Source organism: Demequina sp., from assembly GCF_049841215.1.
In the GTDB taxonomy this organism is placed as follows: domain Bacteria; phylum Actinomycetota; class Actinomycetes; order Actinomycetales; family Demequinaceae; genus Demequina.
In genome coordinates this window covers 151393-169542 of record NZ_JASGEO010000013.1, presented here as the reverse complement: position 1 = coordinate 169542, position 18150 = coordinate 151393, and the positions used below count along the sequence as shown (strand labels likewise).

Annotated in this window: 18 protein-coding genes and 1 tRNA gene; all 19 read left to right on the top strand. The window is 66.1% G+C overall.

From position 1 onward, the window contains the following. Positions 1-114: 114 nt before the first annotated feature. The 19 genes from QM618_RS06735 (at position 115) to QM618_RS06645 (ending at position 18122) form a co-directional block, all read left to right on the top strand. On the top strand, positions 115-1101 hold the full coding sequence (locus QM618_RS06735) for a hypothetical protein (protein WP_428095981.1): 987 nt from the start codon (positions 115-117) through the stop codon (positions 1099-1101). Positions 1102-1166: 65 nt separating this feature from the next. After that, the gene (locus tag QM618_RS06730; protein ID WP_428095980.1) at positions 1167-3914 is read left to right on the top strand and encodes a cation-translocating P-type ATPase; all 2748 of its coding nucleotides are present in this window, start codon (positions 1167-1169) and stop codon (positions 3912-3914) included. A 164-nt stretch (positions 3915-4078) separates the two neighbouring features. Then, entirely contained in the window at positions 4079-5359 is a 1281-nt protein-coding gene (locus QM618_RS06725; RefSeq protein ID WP_428095979.1) for a glutamate-5-semialdehyde dehydrogenase, read from the top strand. Positions 5360-5421: 62 nt separating this feature from the next. After that, the gene (locus QM618_RS06720) at positions 5422-5568 is read left to right on the top strand and encodes a hypothetical protein (RefSeq protein ID WP_428095978.1); all 147 of its coding nucleotides are present in this window, start codon (positions 5422-5424) and stop codon (positions 5566-5568) included. Beyond that, complete coding sequence (gene nadD, locus QM618_RS06715; RefSeq protein ID WP_428096474.1) at positions 5568-6152, top strand: nicotinate-nucleotide adenylyltransferase; 585 nt, start codon at positions 5568-5570, stop codon at positions 6150-6152. The genes QM618_RS06720 and nadD overlap by 1 nt, the downstream gene beginning before the upstream one ends. Then, on the top strand, positions 6145-7506 hold the full coding sequence (locus tag QM618_RS06710) for a hypothetical protein (protein ID WP_428095977.1): 1362 nt from the start codon (positions 6145-6147) through the stop codon (positions 7504-7506). Before nadD ends, QM618_RS06710 begins: the two co-directional genes overlap by 8 nt. Next, positions 7503-7880 (top strand): ribosome silencing factor, encoded by a 378-nt coding sequence (gene rsfS, locus QM618_RS06705; protein WP_428095976.1) that lies wholly within the window; start codon positions 7503-7505, stop codon positions 7878-7880. Before QM618_RS06710 ends, rsfS begins: the two co-directional genes overlap by 4 nt. Further along, entirely contained in the window at positions 7877-8503 is a 627-nt protein-coding gene (locus QM618_RS06700) for a histidine phosphatase family protein (protein ID WP_428095975.1), read from the top strand. Before rsfS ends, QM618_RS06700 begins: the two co-directional genes overlap by 4 nt. Further along, positions 8500-9111 carry a histidine phosphatase family protein gene (locus tag QM618_RS06695; RefSeq protein WP_428095974.1) on the top strand — a complete coding sequence of 204 codons (612 nt, stop codon included), beginning with the start codon at positions 8500-8502 and terminating at the stop codon, positions 9109-9111. Before QM618_RS06700 ends, QM618_RS06695 begins: the two co-directional genes overlap by 4 nt. Before the next feature lie 66 nt (positions 9112-9177). Continuing rightward, positions 9178-9250: transfer RNA gene (locus QM618_RS06690), tRNA-Ala, on the top strand. A gap of 132 nt (positions 9251-9382) precedes the next feature. Further along, positions 9383-9646 carry a type II toxin-antitoxin system Phd/YefM family antitoxin gene (locus QM618_RS06685; RefSeq protein ID WP_428095973.1) on the top strand — a complete coding sequence of 88 codons (264 nt, stop codon included), beginning with the start codon at positions 9383-9385 and terminating at the stop codon, positions 9644-9646. Further along, positions 9643-10026: a PIN domain-containing protein gene (locus tag QM618_RS06680; RefSeq protein ID WP_428095972.1), complete on the top strand. Its 384-nt coding sequence runs from the start codon at positions 9643-9645 to the stop codon at positions 10024-10026. Before QM618_RS06685 ends, QM618_RS06680 begins: the two co-directional genes overlap by 4 nt. Before the next feature lie 58 nt (positions 10027-10084). Then, the gene (locus QM618_RS06675; protein ID WP_428095971.1) at positions 10085-11155 is read left to right on the top strand and encodes a hypothetical protein; all 1071 of its coding nucleotides are present in this window, start codon (positions 10085-10087) and stop codon (positions 11153-11155) included. Positions 11156-11286: 131 nt separating this feature from the next. Next, on the top strand, positions 11287-13512 hold the full coding sequence (gene nrdD, locus QM618_RS06670) for an anaerobic ribonucleoside-triphosphate reductase (protein WP_428095970.1): 2226 nt from the start codon (positions 11287-11289) through the stop codon (positions 13510-13512). 12 nt (positions 13513-13524) lie between these two features. Then, positions 13525-14103 (top strand): anaerobic ribonucleoside-triphosphate reductase activating protein, encoded by a 579-nt coding sequence (gene nrdG / locus QM618_RS06665; protein ID WP_428095969.1) that lies wholly within the window; start codon positions 13525-13527, stop codon positions 14101-14103. 196 nt (positions 14104-14299) lie between these two features. Next, positions 14300-15064 carry an SGNH/GDSL hydrolase family protein gene (locus tag QM618_RS06660; protein WP_428095968.1) on the top strand — a complete coding sequence of 255 codons (765 nt, stop codon included), beginning with the start codon at positions 14300-14302 and terminating at the stop codon, positions 15062-15064. 19 nt (positions 15065-15083) lie between these two features. Beyond that, positions 15084-15845, top strand: coding sequence for an SGNH/GDSL hydrolase family protein (locus tag QM618_RS06655; RefSeq protein WP_428095967.1), 762 nt, complete (start codon positions 15084-15086; stop codon positions 15843-15845). Positions 15846-15849: 4 nt separating this feature from the next. Then, positions 15850-17511, top strand: coding sequence for an amidohydrolase (locus tag QM618_RS06650; RefSeq protein ID WP_428095966.1), 1662 nt, complete (start codon positions 15850-15852; stop codon positions 17509-17511). Then, complete coding sequence (locus QM618_RS06645; protein ID WP_428095965.1) at positions 17508-18122, top strand: alpha/beta hydrolase; 615 nt, start codon at positions 17508-17510, stop codon at positions 18120-18122. The genes QM618_RS06650 and QM618_RS06645 overlap by 4 nt, the downstream gene beginning before the upstream one ends. Positions 18123-18150: the final 28 nt, after the last annotated feature.

Here is an 18150-nt window from a genome sequence, read left to right as displayed (position 1 = left end):
ACCGCTTTCACCAGGAAGAACACGCCAGAGCCCACCCCAATCGCGGCCGTAATGGTGCGTGACGTCATCTCTACGTGGGTCTGACCATGCCCACACCGCGGCTAGCATCCACGCATGGGTTTCTTGCGATCGTTTAAGGCCGCGTGGGCGGGCGATATCGACAACCTGCGGGAGGGGCCAATGGCGTTCGGCGCCGTGGGAGCACCCGCGCTTGACGAGGTGCGAGCCGCGCTTGAGGCGGGCTCCATCACCATTGCGGACGCGGAACTCCGCGCCGGTGAGCAGGCGGATTACTTCTTCTGGGAACTCGCTTCTGAGCGCGGGCTGCCAACCGCTCGCTTTGAGGCCTGGCACGCTGACGGCCCTACCCCGGTGACGGCTGCGCTCGTAGGCATGGGTTTGACCCGTGACGCCTGGGCCGTGCGCACTGGCGTTGTGGCGAGGAAGGTGGATGACACCGTCTGGGAGAGCTTCTTCGAGGGGCTAAACAAGGCCGAGGACTTTCTCGCCGAACAGGTGGAGGCCTTCCCTGACTCGCACCTTCCGTGGGTGCCGCTCATCGCTGTGGCTCGCGGGCTGCAGGCGGATGTCGACGAGAAGATCGGTCGCTTCGAACACGCGAGCGACCGCAAGCCGTTCGACTTCTACGCGAGCGAGGCGCTGATGCAGGGCCTCGCCGCCAAGTGGACGGGGGACCCGGACGTGTCGTGGGCGTTCGCGCGGCACGTGATCGAGAGCACCGCTCCGCGGGATCCTGCGCGCGCGATGCTCGCGCATGCGGCCATCGAGAGCGCGAAGAGCGGCCTCGAGCCCAAGCTCTCGGCGGCCCAGTACGACGAGCTGGCTCATGTCTTTGAACTGTTCATGAGGGCGAGCAACGCAAGCCCCGGCCCCGAGGAGATCCAGGCGCTCAGCGCGTTCGTGGTCGCGGTGCGTCCGCGAGAGGCCAAGACCGCGCAACTCACTCTCGAGGCGATTCAGCGGATTGCCGGCCGCTGCGGCGGGTATCCGTGGTGGATGGGCGACGATCCTCTCAACGCCTTCGACTTCATGATGATGCAGCGCGGAGTTGAGGCGCAGAAGGCGCTGGGAAAGATCTAGCTGCGCTGCCCCCTGGCACCGCTCGCGGCACTAGTGTCATAGACATCCGATGTGAGGGAGCGATCATGAGCGTTGACACCGTGCAGACACCAAAGACCCCCTGGTGGTCGCGGGAGCCCGACGCTGTGGCAAGCGAGCTTGCCACCTCGCCACAGGGGCTCACGGGTTCCGAGGCGGCATCCCGGCTGCAGAAGTACGGTCGCAACCAACTTACGGCGGCCAAGCCAGCGTCGTTCGTGCAGCTGTGCGTGAAGCAACTTGCGGACCCCATGAACATCATGCTCGTGGCAGTCGCCGTGATCTCGTTCGCGATTGGCCAGGCGTCCACGGGAATCCTCGTTGCTTTGCTCGTCGCCTTCAACGTGTTTTCTGGCGCGCGGCAAGAGCAGAAGGCGCAGGCAAGCGTCGACGCGCTCGCGACCATGCAGGTGCCGCAGGTTCGTGTTCATCGCGACGGGGCAGTGGTATCCCTGCCAGCTCCCGAGCTGGTCCCCGGGGACGTGGTGGAGCTCGAGGCGGGAGACATCGTGCCCGCGGACGCGCGCATCCTCAGGTCAACCACCCTCGAGACCCAGGAGGCGGCCCTCACGGGCGAGTCCACGCCCATCGAGAAGTCAGCGACCGCAACAGCGGAAGACGTGGTGCTCGGCGACCGCAGCTCGATGGTCTACCAGAACACCTCGGTGACGAGAGGCACGGCCACGGTCATTGTTGTCGCTACCGGCATGAGCACGGAGATGGGCGCTATCGCCACGATGCTCGCGCAAGTGGAGCGCGTGCGCTCTCCGTTGCAGAAGGAACTGGGCTCGCTGACGAACGTGATTGGGGCAGTGGCCTGGGGCGCGGTGGCGATCATCATCGGCATCGGCCTGATGCGAAACCAGTCCTTCGCGGATCTCATGTTCCTTGGCACCGCCGTGGCGATCTCCGCGATCCCCACTGGTATGCCCACGTTCGTGCAGCAGATGCTCGCGTGGGGCGCCAACCAGTTGGCACAGTCCAAGGCGATCATCGCGTCCCTCAACGACGTAGAGACGCTTGGCGCCACGAGCGCGATCTGCTCCGACAAGACGGGCACGCTCACGATGAACGAGATGATGGCGCGGTCCATCTGGATCGGCGGGCGCACCTTCTCCGTAGATGGCGCGGGCTACTCCTTTGAGGGAGCCGTGCGTTCCGCCGATGGCGAGCCGGTGGAACACAACCAGGCTCTCGCCTACGCACTCGCCCTCCCCAACGACGCAACCGTGAGCGCGGACGGCGTGGTGATCGGCGATCCCACAGAGGCCGCTTTCGTGGTTCTCGCCCAAAAGCTTGGCGTTGACGTGCCTGAGATCAAGCGCAAGTTCCCACGCCTCGCCGAGGTGCCGTTCGATTCCGACTACAAGTTCATGGCCACCTTCCACCGCACAGAACTCCAGGGCCAGGACCGGCTCATCGCGATCGTCAAGGGCGCTCCGGATGTGCTCCTGGCGCGGTCCACGGAGGCGTTCGTTGACCGCACAACGCGCGCACCCGTTGCCACGCTCGCGGACAAGGTCACCGAAGAGATTGAGTACCGCTCCTCCCAGGGCCTGCGGACGCTCGCGCTTGCCATCCGCGTGTTCGAGGACAAGGAAGAGAAGGCAGCCCTTGCCGACCCCATGAGCTCCATGCAGGGCCTCGTGTTCGTGGGGGTTGTCGGCATCGTCGACCCCTTGCGCCTCGAGGCAAAGCTCGCGGTGGAGGAGGCTCAAGCTGCTGGCATCACGGTTCGCATGATCACCGGCGACCACGTGGTCACGGCCGCGGCGATCGGCAAGGAGTTGGGCCTCACCGGCCAGGGAATGGCGGGCGTGGACTTCGCTGCGCTGTCCGACGCTGAGGTGGACTCGCGCTTGGACGACCTGTCTGTCTTTGGTCGCGTCACGCCTCAAGACAAGCTGCGTCTGGTTCAGCGATTGCAGAACCGGGGCGAGGTTGTGGCGATGACGGGCGATGCTGTCAACGACGCCGCGGCGATCAAGCAAGCGGACATCGGCGTGGCCATGGGCTCCGGCTCCGAGGTCACCAAGCAGGCGGCAAAACTCGTGCTCACGGATGACAACTTCGCCACGCTTGTGCATGCGGTGAGGCTTGGCAGAGCCGTGTATCAGAAGATCGCTAACTACCTCACGTTCCAGATGGGACAGCTCATCTCGCTGGTGCTGTTGTTCCTGGTAGCGAGCATCTTCAACGTGAACGAAGGCATGGCGCTGACGCCCATCCAGGTGTTGGTGCTGAACTTCGCGGTGGCGATCTTCGCGGTGATCGTGATCATCATGGAGCCGGAACAACCAGGTCTCATGCAGCGTCCTCCGCGCAACGTCAATCAGGGAATCGCGAGTGGCAAGAACGTGCTGCGCTGGCTCATCTACGGCGCCGTGCTGTTCCTGGTCTCGTTCGCGCCGCTGTGGATCTTCAGTGACGATCTCGCGGGAGCGGACACCCCGTCGTACCCCGTCACCATGACGTACGTGATCATGGCCTTCGGAACGCTCGGCACGGCAATCGCACTACGGCGGGATCCTGAGTTTGGATTCAAGGCACCGTGGGGCAAGGCCATGCAATTGCAGATCTGGCCCGTGCTGTTCATCGTGCTGTCGACGGAGCTTGGCTTCCTGCAGCGGTGGATTGGCACCACTTCGCTCAGCCCAAACGAGTGGCTCATCTGCATCCTCATGACCCTCGTCTTGGTCGGTGTGGTCGTGGGTGACACGGCTCTGCGTCACAAGAAGCCGGCGGCCGTCACGCCAACGGTTCAACAGGCGGTGGAACCGGCTCGCGCCCGCTAACCCAAGCGCCCCTCCACACACACCGAATGCCTCTCCACACAGATTGAGGTTCCGGCGGCGGCGATCCACCTTTTCCATGCACACCAACACCGGCGCGGGACTGAGATTGTGTGGAGAGGCGATCGCTCTGTGTGGAGAGGCGATCGCGGCCTAGACTTGCCCGCATGACTGCCACGGACGTCGATGTTGAGAAGGCCGTACTCGAGGCGTGCCAGCGCGCCAAGGTCGCGTCGCGCTCGCTAGCCACGTCAACGCGCGCCCAGAAGGACGCCGCGCTCGAGGCAATGGCCGACGCTCTGGTCGCCAATGCCGCAGCGCTCGTCGAGGCGAACGCCAAGGACGTTCAGCGCGGCCGCGACAACGACATGTCGCCGGGGCTCCTCGACAGGCTGACGCTCACGGAGGCCCGCATCGGCACGATCGCCGAGGCTCTGCGCTTTGTCGCCACCCTCCCGGACCCGGTAGGGGAGGTGCGCCGCGGCTCCACGCTTCCCAACGGCCTGCGCCTCATCGAGAAGCAGGTTCCGCTGGGCGTGGTTGGCATGATCTACGAGGCCCGCCCCAACGTGACGGTTGACGCTGCCGGCCTCGCGCTGAAGTCGGGCAACGCTGCCGTGTTGCGCGGCGGCAGTGCCGCGGCCAGTTCCAACGAGGCGATCGTCGCCGTGCTCCAAGACGCCCTCGAGACCGTGGGCCTGCCACGGGACGCCGTGCAGTCCATCGACGCCTACGGCCGCGAGGGCGCGCGCGTCCTGATGAACGCAAGGGGCCTGGTAGATGTGCTGGTTCCGCGTGGCGGCCGCGACCTGATTCAGACGGTCGTCCGTGAGTCGACCGTCCCCGCCATTGAAACGGGCGAGGGCAATTGCCACGTCTACCTCGACGCGAGCGCGCCGCTGCAGCGCGCCGTAGACATCGTCCTCAACTCCAAGACGCACCGTGTGGGAGTGTGCAACGCCGCGGAGACGCTGCTGGTGCACAAGGACCGCGTTGGCGACGTCCTGCCCGCCGTTCTCCAGGCACTGGCCGACGCTGGGGTCACCTTGCACGTCGACGGCGCCACCGCGCAGGTTGCGCCGGCGGGCGTGGAGACCGTCGCTGCCACGGACGAGGACTACGCCACGGAGTACCTGTCCCTCGACATCGCGGTCAAGGTGGTTGACGACCTCGAGGAGGCGCTCGCGCACATCCGCCGCTTCACTACGGGGCACACGGAGGCGATCGTCACGGATGACATCGGCTCCGCTGATCGCTTCGTGGCGGGCCTGGACTCAGCGGCGATCATGGTCAACGCGTCCACGCGGTTCACCGACGGCGGCGAGTTTGGCCTCGGTGCGGAGATTGGCATCTCCACGCAGAAGCTGCACGCCCGCGGACCCATGGGCCTGGGCGAGCTCACCACCACCACGTGGATCGCCTACGGCGACGGCCACGTGCGCGGCTGACGGCGTGCCCTGAAATACCTCCGCGCCATGGAATACTGGACCAACACACGAAAGGACAGGCGATGGTGACAGCAGTGCTGGCCGAGACGGCAGAGAAGGCCCACGAAGGCGGTATCAACCCGGTCGCCGTTGGCCTCCTTGCATTCACGGTGCTCATGGGCATGCTGTTCGTTGTGTTCGCATTCCGGAGCGTCGGCACGCGTCACTGATCGTGACTCGGCTCGGCATCCTCGGCGGTACGTTCGATCCTGTCCACATTGGCCACCTTGCGGCGGCCTCGCAGGTGCATCACGACCTTGGACTAGACCGGGTCCTCTTGGTCCCAGCGAATGCCCAGCCTTTGAAGCCCGCTCCCATAGCGTCGGGCAGTGACCGGCTGGCAATGTGCCACGCCGCCATTGCCAACGATCCTCGCTTTGAAACCAGCGATGTTGACCTGGTGCGTGGGGGAGCCACCTACTCGGTGGATACGCTTGGCGATCTTCGCAAGGCGCACCCTGGCGCGGAGTTCTTCTTCATCACGGGCGCCGACTCTTTGGCGACGCTCCCGCAGTGGAAGAACTACGAGATTCTCGTCACACTTGCCACGTTTGTGGGAGTCCAGCGGCCGGGTCATTCGTTGGAACAGTTGGATGCGCCACATGTCCTGGTAGATGTTCCGGCGTTGGCGGTATCCTCAACAAATGTTCGCGACCGTGTGAGGGCGGGTGCGCCGATTCGTTACCTGGTGCCCGACGCTGTTGCACAGTACGTAGAAGACCACCAGTTGTACCTCGGAGGATTGCATGAGTGAGCCGGCCCAGCCTTTGTCGCGCCGTGAGCGGCGCGCAATGGAAGAGGCGGCACGCGCGGCTGAAGGCGAGATGACGCAGGCGCTGCCCGTGGCCTCGACCCCAGAGCCCGAGAGCATCATGAGCCGCCGCGAACGTCGCCGCCTTGAGCGCCTCGCGAACCCCATTGAGACGTGGACCGAGGAAGAGGAGCTCATTGCAACTGGCCAGATGCCAGCGATGACGCCCGAGGTTCTCGCCGAGCAGGAACGCCTCGCCAAAGAGCGTGCTGCCGCTGCCGCCGCCTTCGCGGAGACGGCGCCAGAGCCTGAGGCCGAGCCGGTCGTTGAGTCCGTTGTTGAGCCTGTAGTGCCCGACGCTGTGGCTGAGCCGGAGCCCGTGGTTGCGCCGGAGCCCGTGGTTGCGCCGGAGCCCGACGTTGCGCCAGAGCCGGTGGCCCAGGAGGCGCCGTCGGCGATCCCTGCGGACCTGCGTCACCTCTTCCCGCCGGGCTCGTTGCAGGCGCGTGCTTTCGAGGCCCAGCAGGCCTCCGCCCCGCAGACCACTAACCAAGGCGATGCGGACGAGATTCGCCGCCTCACTCACGAGGCGATGGCGGGCATCACGCGAGCCAGCACGGGAGCGGTGCCGGAGGCGACGCAGCCGGAGCCTGAACCGCAGCCGGAGCCTGAACCGCAGCCGGAGCCGGAGCCTGAACCCCAGCCCGAGCCCCAACCAAAGCCCCAGCCGGAGCCCGCCCCCGCGCTCGACGTGCCGGAACTTCCGGACGGCGTGGACGTCGAGGAACTGTGGAACGCCCCCACCGTCGATGAGCCCGTGCGTGCGTCGATCCTTCCGCAGGCAGCGCCCGCGGAAGAGGCACCTGTTGACCTCACAGAGGCGCCCTTTGTCCAGGACATCCCGGTTCCCACGGAGCCGGCCCGCGACGGTGGCACGGGTGTGAGCCCGGTGTGGAGCGCACTTGTCCCGGCAACGCCGGCCCCCGCGCGTCCCGCCCAGCAGGCCGCGCCGGCCACGACAGAGGCGGCCGCTCCCACCATGTGGGACACGCACCCGTTCATCAATCCTGGTGCCACGCCGGTCCGTGAGCTCCCCGCGGAGCCGGTCCAGCGCGAGCTTCCCCGCCCCGATCTCAGCGCGCTGCTGAATACGCAAGCCAACCCCACCGTCGGGCAGCAAGCGGAACTGCGTTCTACCGAGCCGCTCACGTCCTCCGGCGCGATGCCCCAGCGCATCGCCGAGCCTGCCGCGGGCGGCGGCGCTCGCCACTTCCGGTGGGCCCACCTGGCGGTCATCGGTGCGCTCGCGTTTGTGCTTGGCGTGCTGGCCTGGAACATCGCGAAGTCGGGCTCGTGACGGCCTCTGAGCGGGCCTTGGAGCTCGCGCGCACTGCTGCGCTTGCTGCCGAAGACGTCAAGGCCGAGGAGATCGTTGCGCTCGATGTGAGCGAGAAGATGCCGCTCGCGGACGTCTTCCTTATTGCGTCAGGCACTAACGAACGCCAGGTGGTCGCGATTGTCGACGCGATCGAGGAGAAGCTCCACGCGAACGGCGCCAAGGCGCTGCGTCGTGAGGGCGCCCGCGGCGGCCGATGGGCCGTGCTGGACTTCAACGACCTCATCGTGCACGTGATGCACCAGGAGGATCGCGCATACTACGAGCTTGAGCGCTTGTGGAAGGACTGCCCGGTAGTGCCGCTGCCATCCGCCCCGCTACCCTCGGAAGGGTGACCCGGCTCTTCATCGTTCGCCACGGCGAGACCGAATGGAACAAGCTGGACCTGCTGCAAGGCTCCACTGACATCCCCCTGTCCGACGCTGGGCGGGAGCAGGCGCGCATCATGGCAGCCGTACTTTCTCAGTTGGTTTCGCCCGACGCTGTGCTCGTTTCGTCGCCGTTGTCGCGTGCGCATGACACGGGCTTGGCGCTCGGTGCCGTTCTTGGTGTGCCGGTGGCCCTCGATGATCGCTTGCGCGAGCGCGCCTACGGCGTGTGGGAGGGAATCACTCCGGAGGCGCGGCTCGCGGGATGGCCCGCCGAGGTCGAGGAGTGGCACGCGCACGGCAACCCGGGCATCGAGGGCTTCGAGGTGCACGAGCTGGTCGCGGAACGCGTGGCGGCGTCGATTGAGGAGTGGGCTGGGCGCGCGACGTCTGATCTTGTGGTGTTCTCTCACGGCTCGTCTGCGCGTATCGGCATGATGGGCCTCCTTGGGCTGTCGCTCAACCACCGCACGCTTGGCAATCTGGGCAACACGTGTTGGTCTCGGCTGCGCCACCGCCCGGATGGGCGCTGGCAACTTGAGCGCCACAACGTGTGGGCGGACGTGGTCTATGTGGGTGGTGTCGCGTGAGTCGCATTGTCTTGTGGCGCCACGCGCCCACGCCCTCCAACGCCGACGGCCGGGTTCAGGGCCGCTTGGACGTTGATTTGGACGCGGCTGGGCTCGCGCGCGCCGCGTGGGCGGCGGAGAGAATCGCGGCTCGTTATGGGGAGACGGGGGAGCGTGCGTTGCGCGTGTTCTCGTCGCCGCTGCGCCGCGCCGTGCAGACTGCCGAGACGCTGACCGCCCTGGTAGGTGGCTCTGTTGTGGTCGATGAGGCGTTCAACCAGCGCTCGTATGGCGCGTGGGAGGGGCTCACGTGGGACGAGGTCAAGCGCGACTGGCCAGCGCAATGGGAGCAACGCGAACGCGGCGTCGATCCCGATGTACCGGGGTGGGACGGCCAAGAGGCCGTCGCTGCCCGAGTGCTTGCCGGGCTCGAGCGAATCTGGGACGACGAGGTGCCCGCGGTAGTGGTCACCCACGGAAGTCCCATCACGCTTGGTCTGCTGGCAGCGATAGGTGAGCCAGCGTCGTCCGTTGTTCTTGGACGCGTGCCGCACGCCGCGGCTGCTGTGGTGACGCGAGTTGAGTCGGGGGCGTGGCATATCGAGGCGTTTGGACTGGGTGCCGATTAGTTGTTGGCGGCTCGCCTGGGCTACTATGGCAGTCGCTCATTTGAGCAAGAGTGATCGCAAGATCGCGGGGCTGTGGCGCAGCTGGTAGCGCACCTGCATGGCATGCAGGGGGTCAGGGGTTCGAGTCCCCTCAGCTCCACTCTGGTTGAGACAGAACGAGAAGGACCGTCCGGATGGGCGGTCCTTTTTCGTTTGCTGGTGTGTGCAGCGGAAGTGCGCTATCGACAAACTCTGCCCTGCGTAGATAATTATCTACGAAGGGAGTCGTGACATGGCCGAGTCGATCAGCGTTGGCAAATTGCGCCAGAATCCCACCGCGATGCTTCGCGCTGTGCAGGCGGGCGCCACCTATACGGTCACTGACCACGGTCAACCCATCGCCGAAATCGTCTCAGTCCAACGCTTCCGGTGGGTGCCCAGCGAGGAGCTCAATGCGTTGCTCGGTGAACTAGGTTCCGAGCCCGGTTGGCATGACGATCTCGATGACCTCCGAAGGGCTGAAGACCCAGCCGATCCCTGGGGCGCGCCAGCGTGAAGGCGATTCTCGACACCAATCTGCTCGTCGCAGAGAGCTTGGAGCACGAGGGCTACAAGGTTGCGATCTCGTCGCTTTCGTGGGCGGAACTCGGCTACGGCATTCGCAAAGCCTTGGATCCAGCGGAGCGAGTGCGAAGGGAATCACGAGTCGCGCGGCTCCGCGCGTTGCTCGGTCCAGGCATTCCCTTCGATGATGCGGCGGCGGCAGCCTATGAGTCCGCATGTGGGTTGCTCATCGCCCAGGGCCGGTCGGTACGCGGGCGCGCCATCGACCTCATGATCGCGGCAACCGCGGCGGCCCACGGAGCCGTAGTGATCACGCGCAACGCGGACGACTTCGCCGGCCTCGAGGGCCTCGTGGAAGTTGTGCGCGCCTAGCCGTGTTGACCTGGTCGGCAATACTTGACCGACAACGCCCGATCAAAGGAGACCCCGCATGGCCGACGCTGACGTGACCAAGACCCCCGTCCTCCCTGGTGACTTCCAGGAGCAGGTGTTCAAAGTCATCGCGGCGCAGCGGCCCGCGGCGATCGCCTACATCAAGGAGATTCGGCGCAAGAAGCCCGACGCCACGCCCGCGCAGGTGATGAAGACCATCGAGTCGCAGTATGTGGCTACGGCCACCACGGCGAGCGCGGCGATTGGTGCGTCGGCCACCATTCCTGCCGTGGGAGTGCCCATCGCTATCGGCCTTGGCGTTGCAGACCTGCTGTTCTTCTACGAGAGCACGGCCCTGTTCGCGATCTGCATGGCGGAGCTGCGTGGCTACCGCATCGACGATCCCGACCGCGCCAAGGCCGTGGTGCTTGGTGCGGTGCTGGGGGAGAAGCGCAAGAGCCGCGTGACCGAGCTCGCCCTGAGCGCGCTCCCCGCCGGCGCCACGATTCAGGGCGCCCGCACCGCCACCGAGAAGACTGCGGGCAAGGTGGCGCCCAAGTGGGGTGACCTACTCTCGACGCAGCTGCCGGACTCGGCGCTCGTGCCCGTGACGATGGTGCTGGCTCGTGAGGCAGGCGCCCACATCGCCGTGCTTGGTAGCGTGAAGATCAGCTCCAAGGCGCTTCCCGTGATCGGCGCCGTGGCGGGCGGTGCGGCCAGTTACTACTTCGGCTCTGGCGTGGTGAAGTCGTGCCGCGAGGGATTCTCCGCTCCCCTCGAGACGTGGCCGGACTGGCTCGAGCTCGACGACAGCGATGGCGACGGCATCCCCGATCCTTCCCGCGCGGTGGTCGCGATGAGGGCCGCTACCGAGACTGCCAAGGACTTCGGCGAGACCGTGTGGACCAAAATGGCCGAGGCCACCGAGGCCTTCCGCAGCGTTGAGGTGGACGAGGACGGCAACCCGATGGAGGCCCGCGCCAAGACCGTTGCAAAGGACGCCGCGAAGAAGGCAGGCTACGCCGCCAAGACGGCAGGTAGCGCCACGGCCGATGCCGCGAAGAAGGCGGGCTCCAAGGCCAAGGAACTGGCCGATGCTGCGGCCAAGAAGGTGAAGCGCGAGGGGTAACTACAGCGCTGAGCAGTGACTCGGGACCAAAGTCCCAAACCAGCACCCAGCCACCACATCTAGTGTGGCCTAACACGCATAGACACTAGATGTAGTGGCCAACTCCCCGGTGGCGCCACGGAGGAGGAACCATGACCGCCACCGAGGTCACCCGCACGGCCGCACCAAACTCAACCACAGCGTCGGACCCAACAACAGCGTTGGGCATGCTGACGGTAGTCAAGCGCGACGGCCGCACGCTCACGTTTGACGACGCGCGCATCAACCAGGCGCTGCGCAAGGCCTTCGAGGCCGTCCACGGCGACGTCACGGACCAGCACGCGCGCGCCATCGCGCAGCTCACGCAGGCAATCGACGAGGAACTGGCGCGCCGCTTCACAACAGAGGTCAAGATCTACGAGATCCAGTCGGTGGTGGAGCACGTGCTGCTTGAGGCTCGCGAGTACGACGTGGCTCGTGCCTACATCGACTACCGCGTGCAGCGCGATTTCGCGCGCTCCAAGGCCACGGACCTCAACCACTCCATCAACAAGCTGCTGGACAAAGACAGCACGCTCGTCAACGAGAACGCCAACAAGGACTCCGAGGTTTACAACACCCAGCGCGACCTCACGGCGGGCATCGTGGGCAAGGCGATCGGCCTGCGCATGCTGCCGCCGCACGTGGCGAACGCGCACCAGAAGGGCGACATTCACTATCACGACCTCGACTACCACCCGTATCAGCCGATGACCAACTGCTGCCTCATCGACTTCGAGACGATGCTCGCGAACGGCTTCCGCATCGGCAACGCCGCCGTCACGCCGCCCCGCAGCATTCAAACCGCCACGGCGCAGATCTCGCAGATCATCGCCAACGTGTCCAGCAGCCAATACGGCGGCTGCACGGTCAACCGTGCGGATGAACTGCTGGCCCCGTACGCGCGGCTCAACTACGCAAAGCACCTGGCAGACGCCGCGGAATGGGTGGAAGAGGACAAGCGCGAACAGTTCGCCCAAGAGAAGACCCGCAAAGACATCTACGACGCGATGCAGTCGCTCGAGTACGAGATCAACACGCTCTTCACGTCGAATGGCCAGACCCCGTTCACATCCGTTGGCTTTGGCCTCGGCACCGATTGGTACGAGCGGGAGATCCAGACTGCGATCCTCAACATCCGCATCCGTGGGCTCGGCGGCGAGGGTCGCACGGCGATCTTCCCCAAGTTGCTCTTCACGCTGAAGCGCGGCCTCAACCTGGACCCAGGCGACCCCAACTACGACATCAAACTGCTCGCCGTCGAGTGCGCCACCAAGCGCATGTACCCGGACGTCCTCAGCTACGACCGCATCGTGGAGATGACCGGCTCGTTCAAGGCGCCCATGGGGTGCCGCAGCTTCCTGCAAGGCTGGGAGGACGAGGACGGCAACGACGTGGTCGCCGGCCGCATGAACCTCGGCGTCGTCACCCTCAACTTGCCGCGCATTGCGCTGGAATCTCGCGGCTCCCAAGAGGTGTTCTGGGCACTGCTCGAGGAGCGCCTCGCAACCGTCCGCGACGCACTCATGTTCCGCATCACGCGCTGCAAAGAAGCCACGCCCGGCAACGCGCCCATCCTCTACATTCACGGCGCGTTCGGTAAGCGCTTAGGCCCGGCCGACTCTGTGGACCAGTTGTTCGCGAATGGCAGGGCTACCGTGTCGCTGGGTTACATCGGTTTGTATGAGGTCGCTACCGCGTTCTTTGGCGGCGAGTGGGAGGGTGACCCCGTGGCCAAGGAGTTCACGCTCGACGTGCTCCGATCCTTGCGAGCGCACGCGAAGAACTGGACCGCAGCGTCGGGCTACCAGGTGAGCGTGTACTCCACGCCGAGCGAAAGCCTCACCGATCGCTTCTGCCGCCTGGACAAGGAGCGCTTTGGCGAGGTCGCGGACATCACCGACAAGGACTACTACACCAACTCGTTCCACTACGACGTGCGCAAGTCCCCAACGCCATTCGAGAAGCTCGACTTCGAGGCGCCATACGCGGAACTCGCGACGGGCGGGTTCATCCACTATTGCGAGTACCCGGTGCTCCAGCAGAACCCCAAGGCACTCGAGGCCGTATGGGATTACGCCTATGACCGCGTTGGCTACCTGGGCACGAACACGCCTATCGACCGCTGCTATGAGTGCGGGTTCGCCGGCGACTTTGACCCCACGGAGCGCGGCTTCGCGTGCCCCGAATGCGGCAACGCCGACCCGCGCTCGTGCGACGTGGTCAAGCGCACGTGCGGCTACCTCGGCAACCCGCAGCAGCGGCCCATGGTGCACGGGCGGCACCAGGAGATCGCGGCCCGGGTAAAGCACATGCCTGGTAGGACCAGGGTTCCGTAGGGAGGTTGGGTCATGCCACTCGCCCCGGATCCCGCACTGTGGCTGAGCTCTCGCGTCAGCCAGCAGTACGTCGCGGACTACAAGCCGTTCACGTTCGTGGACGGCGAGGGGGTGCGGTGTGCTCTGTATGTGAGCGGGTGCCTGTTCAAGTGCGAGGGCTGCTTCAACGTGGCGGCACAGAGCTTCCGCTACGGCGTTCCGTTTACGAGGGCGCTCGAGGACGTCATCATGCGCGACCTCGCCCATCCGGCAGTCCAGGGCCTCACGCTGCTGGGGGGCGAGCCGTTCCTTAGCACCGAGGTGTGCCTGTCTGTGGTGACTAGGGCGCGAGCGGAGTTCGGCAGCACCAAGGACGTGTGGGCGTGGTCGGGGTACACATTTGAGCAGATCGTGGCCGAGGGCGGGGACAAGCTCGCCCTCATGGAACTGTGCGACGTGCTCGTGGACGGTCCGTACCTCGCGGGAGAGCGCGACCTCACGCTGCGATTCCGCGGCAGCCGCAACCAGAGAGTGCTGGACGTGCGAGCGTCATTGGCTGCAGCATCGGCCATGACATGGCGACCTCGCCCAACCGCCGTAGTTGCGCGCTAGCCCCAGTTCCTGACCGTAACAGCCCTGACCACTCAGGGGCCTCTTGCGAGTCCGCGCGAGCGCCGAAGTGCCGAATAGTGGTCAGGGGTGTTGTCGGTCTCGCGCGAGGGCTGGCGCAGGGACGTGCCGAGCGTTGCACTGTGAGATAGGTAACCGGCCCGGTAGCAGCAGGCCCCGTTGGGCCTACCATTCACTAGTGCGCATTGCATTTGTGGGGGACAGCTTCACTGAGGGCGTTGGGGACGAGCGGTCGGATGGCTCGCTGCGCGGCTGGGCAGACATGGTTGCCAAGGGCCTCGCGGTCAACGGCGGCGAGCACGTCCACTACGCGAACTTTGCCGTGCGCGGACGGCTCCTTGAGCGCATTGCGACCGAGCAGGTTGACCAGGCGCTCGCGCTCACGCCGCCCCCAGACTTGCTCGTCATCAACGGTGGCGGCAATGACATGCTCCGCCCTGGCTACACCACGGCCGCGTGCGTGGCGCTGCTTTCCGGTGTGGTGGAGCGGGCCGCGGAGGCGGGCGCGGACCTGCTCATCCTGAGCGGGCCGGATCCCAGCGACAACCTTCCCAACGGCGCCGCCTTCCATCGCCGTGGACGCGAGTTGACGGATGCCATTCCCTCCCTTATCTCGGGTCTCGATGACGTGCGATTCGTCAATTGCTTCGACGACGCCGAGCTTCGCGATCGCAGCTACTGGTGCGAGGACCGCCTGCACCTCAACGCTCGCGGTCACGAGCGCGTCGCGGCGCTCGTGCTGACGGTTCTTGGTGTTGCGACGCCATTGCCCGCTCGCGGCGAGGCGGCCTCGCCACGTACAAAGCTTGGGGACGCCGCGTACACGGTGCGTCACGTCGCCCCGTGGGTTGGCAGGCGGATCATGCGCCGCTCGTCGGGGGATGGGCGGTCCGCGAAGCATCCGCAGTGGATCGAGATAGCGCTCGTTCAGCCGCAGGACTAGCCGGGATTACGATCGATGGGTGCGTATCGCAGCCGTCGGTGACAGTTTCATGGAAGGCATTGGCGACGAGGTCGTGGGGCCAGACGGCGTGCTCGGCGAGCCGCGCGGGTGGGCGGATCGCGTGGTGGAACAACTCGCGCAACGCCTCGACGAGCCCGTCTACTACGCCAACTTCGCCATTCGCGGCCGCATCCTCAAGCCCATCGCCACGACGCAGCTCGACGCGGCGCTCGCACTGGACCCCAAGCCGGACCTGATCCTGTTCAACGGTGGCGGCAACGACATGCTGCGCCCCACCTTCAACGTGAAGAAGATGATCCGCCTCACCGAACTCGCGATCGACAAGTGCCGCGAGGCGGGCGTGCGCCTCGTCTTCGTCACCGGCGCGCATCCCACCGAGCGCCTGCCTTTGGCTCGGCGCATGGACGGCCGCGGAGATGCCTACATGGATGCCGCGACGGAACTCGTGAGCCGCACCGGCAACGAACTCATCAGCAATTGGGGTGACGACCACATCAGGGACGCCCGTTACTGGGCAGATGACCGGCTCCACCTTGGCCCTCTTGGCCACGAGCGTGTTGCCGCGGCCGTGCTCACCGCGCTCGGCTATCCCACGGATTTCCCCGACGAGGGCGATCCCGCACCCCCCGCCACCTTCCGTTCCGAGGCTCACTACGCGCGCGTCCACGTGCTCCCGTACATCGGCCGCCGCCTCGCCTCGCGCTCCACGGGCCGCGGCCGCGAACCCAAGTACGCGACATGGCACCTGATGGGAGAGTAGGGGCGTGAACGCAGACCTCGTCTTCACCGGTGGTTCCGTCTTCCTGCCCGACGCTGGGGCGCCTCCCGCGTCGAGCGTCGCCGTAGCTGGGGGCCGAATTGTTGCGGTTGGCGGCGATGAGGTTCGGAACCTCATTGTCCCTGGTACGGAGGTGGTTGACCTCGCCGGTGGCCTCCTCATTCCAGGGTTCCAGGATGCGCACGTGCACCCGTATGGGGGCGGCAGAAGCCTGCTGAGTTGCAATCTGCGTGCCGCGGAGACGCCCGCAGAGGCGCTCGCCAACGTCGCCGAGTACGCGGCCGCGCACCCTGACGACGAGTGGATCACCGGCGGCGGCTGGTACATGTCGATGTTCCCCGGTGGCACCCCAGAGGCCGCCTTCCTCGACCGCGCCGTGGCGGACCGACCCGTGTTCCTCACCAACCGCGACGCGCACGGTGCGTGGGTGAACTCGCGCGCGCTTGAACTCGCGGGAATCACCAGGGACACGCCAGATCCGCGCGACGGCCGCATCGAACGCGACGCGGCGGGTGACCCCACGGGAACGCTTCACGAGGGTGCAATGGCCCTCGTCAGCGGGCTTATCCCTGACAGCACCCTCGAGCAGCGCGAGCATGCGCTGCTCGTGGCCCAAGAGCACCTCCACGGCTTTGGAATCACCGCGTGGCAAGACGCGATCATCGGCGACTACGCGGACATGCGCGACCCCGGCGCCGCGTATCACCGTATCGGTACGCGACACCCAACGACGGCCGGGTCGCTTACGGCCCGCGTGGTAGGCGCCCTGTGGTGGGACAGGGACCGTGGTCTGGAGCAGATTGCAGAACTTGAGGAGCGCAGAGCCACGCTCGGCGCAGGCCGGTTCCGCGCCACGAGCGTCAAGATCATGCAGGACGGGGTCGCGGAGAACTTCACGGCCGCAATGCTCGAGCCGTACGCGGACGGCCACGGCCACGCCACCACCAACGACGGGATCTCGTTCGTGGACCCCGAGCTCCTCGAAGAGGCCGTGACCGCGCTGGATTCCAGGGGCTTCCAGGTGCACTTCCATGCGATCGGCGACCGTGCCGCACGGGAGTGCCTCGACGCCGTGGAGGCCGCTCGCGAGGCCAATGGAATGCGCGAGACTCGCCACCACATCGCGCACATCCAGGTGGTGCACCCAGAAGACATCCCGCGCTTCGCCGCGCTGGGCGTCACCGCCAATATGCAGGCCTTGTGGGCCACCTACGAGCCCCAGATGACGGAGCTCACGCTGCCCTTCCTCGGCGAGACCCGCGGCGCGTGGCAGTACCCATTCGGCGAGCTTTCCCGCGCGGGCGCGCGCCTCGCCGCGGGCAGCGACTGGCCCGTCTCGAGCCCCAATCCACTCGAGGCCATTCACACCGCGGTGAACCGCTGGGCACCCGAGGAAGGGGAGCAGGAGCCGTTCCTTCCCGGCCAAGCCCTTACCCTTCGTGAGGCGCTCACCGCGTACACGGCAGGCTCGGCTTACGTGAATCACCTCGACGACAGCACCGGCACCATCGAAGTCGGCAAACTGGCGGACCTTGCCGTGCTGGATCGCGATCCATTCGCCCACGCACCCCAAGAGATCAGCGCGGCTCGAGTGACCGAAACCTTCGTTGAGGGTCGGCGCGTGTTCGCGGACGGAGACCGCTCGTGACCCTTCACGCTGTCGGTACATACGCGCAGGATCCGGGCCCGGTTGCAGTGTTTCTGCACGGCTGGGGCTCCGATGAGCAGGATCTCGCGGGGCTCGCCGGCTACCTCCCGCGCGGCCTCGCTTGGGCTTCCGTACGCGCACCCCTTCGCCATCCGAGCTTCGGTTACGCCTGGTATCCACTCGAGTCCGAGGACTCGTGGGATCGCCAGGCGCCCATCGATGCGGCCACCGACGCGCTGTGGACCTGGGCGGACGCCGAGCTCCAGGACCGCCCACTCATCGCCATTGGCTTCTCGCAAGGCGGTCTCATGGCGTCCCAATTGCTGCGAACGCACCCCGATCGCCTCACGGGCACGGTGATCCTCAGCGGATACGTGCTTCCCTCAACTCAACGAGCCGACGCTGTGCTCGCCGAATCACGCCCCCCGGTGTTCTGGGGAAGGGGAGACGCGGACTTTGTGATTCCGCCGCACGCGATCGCCGCGACGGAGGAGTTCCTCCCCGCGCACTCAACCCTCGAAGCGCACGTCTATACGGGCGTTGGGCACAACGTGAGCGAACAAGAACTCGGCCACCTGCGAACGTTTGTGGAGAGCGTCACTGGACCGTAGCCCGGGCGATGGTGGTGCTGATCTAGCG

What these genes read in the sequence shown, in the direction of transcription:
- QM618_RS06735 (WP_428095981.1), top strand. Translation starts at nt 115, where the DNA reads ATGGGTTTCTTGCGATCGTTTAAGGCCGCGTGGGCGGGCGATATCGAC.
- QM618_RS06730 (WP_428095980.1), top strand. Translation starts at nt 1,167, where the DNA reads ATGAGCGTTGACACCGTGCAGACACCAAAGACCCCCTGGTGGTCGCGG.
- QM618_RS06725 (WP_428095979.1), top strand. Translation starts at nt 4,079, where the DNA reads ATGACTGCCACGGACGTCGATGTTGAGAAGGCCGTACTCGAGGCGTGC.
- QM618_RS06720 (WP_428095978.1), top strand. Translation starts at nt 5,422, where the DNA reads ATGGTGACAGCAGTGCTGGCCGAGACGGCAGAGAAGGCCCACGAAGGC.
- QM618_RS06710 (WP_428095977.1), top strand. Translation starts at nt 6,145, where the DNA reads ATGAGTGAGCCGGCCCAGCCTTTGTCGCGCCGTGAGCGGCGCGCAATG.
- QM618_RS06685 (WP_428095973.1), top strand. Translation starts at nt 9,383, where the DNA reads ATGGCCGAGTCGATCAGCGTTGGCAAATTGCGCCAGAATCCCACCGCG.
- QM618_RS06675 (WP_428095971.1), top strand. Translation starts at nt 10,085, where the DNA reads ATGGCCGACGCTGACGTGACCAAGACCCCCGTCCTCCCTGGTGACTTC.
- nrdD (WP_428095970.1), top strand. Translation starts at nt 11,287, where the DNA reads ATGACCGCCACCGAGGTCACCCGCACGGCCGCACCAAACTCAACCACA.
- nrdG (WP_428095969.1), top strand. Translation starts at nt 13,525, where the DNA reads ATGCCACTCGCCCCGGATCCCGCACTGTGGCTGAGCTCTCGCGTCAGC.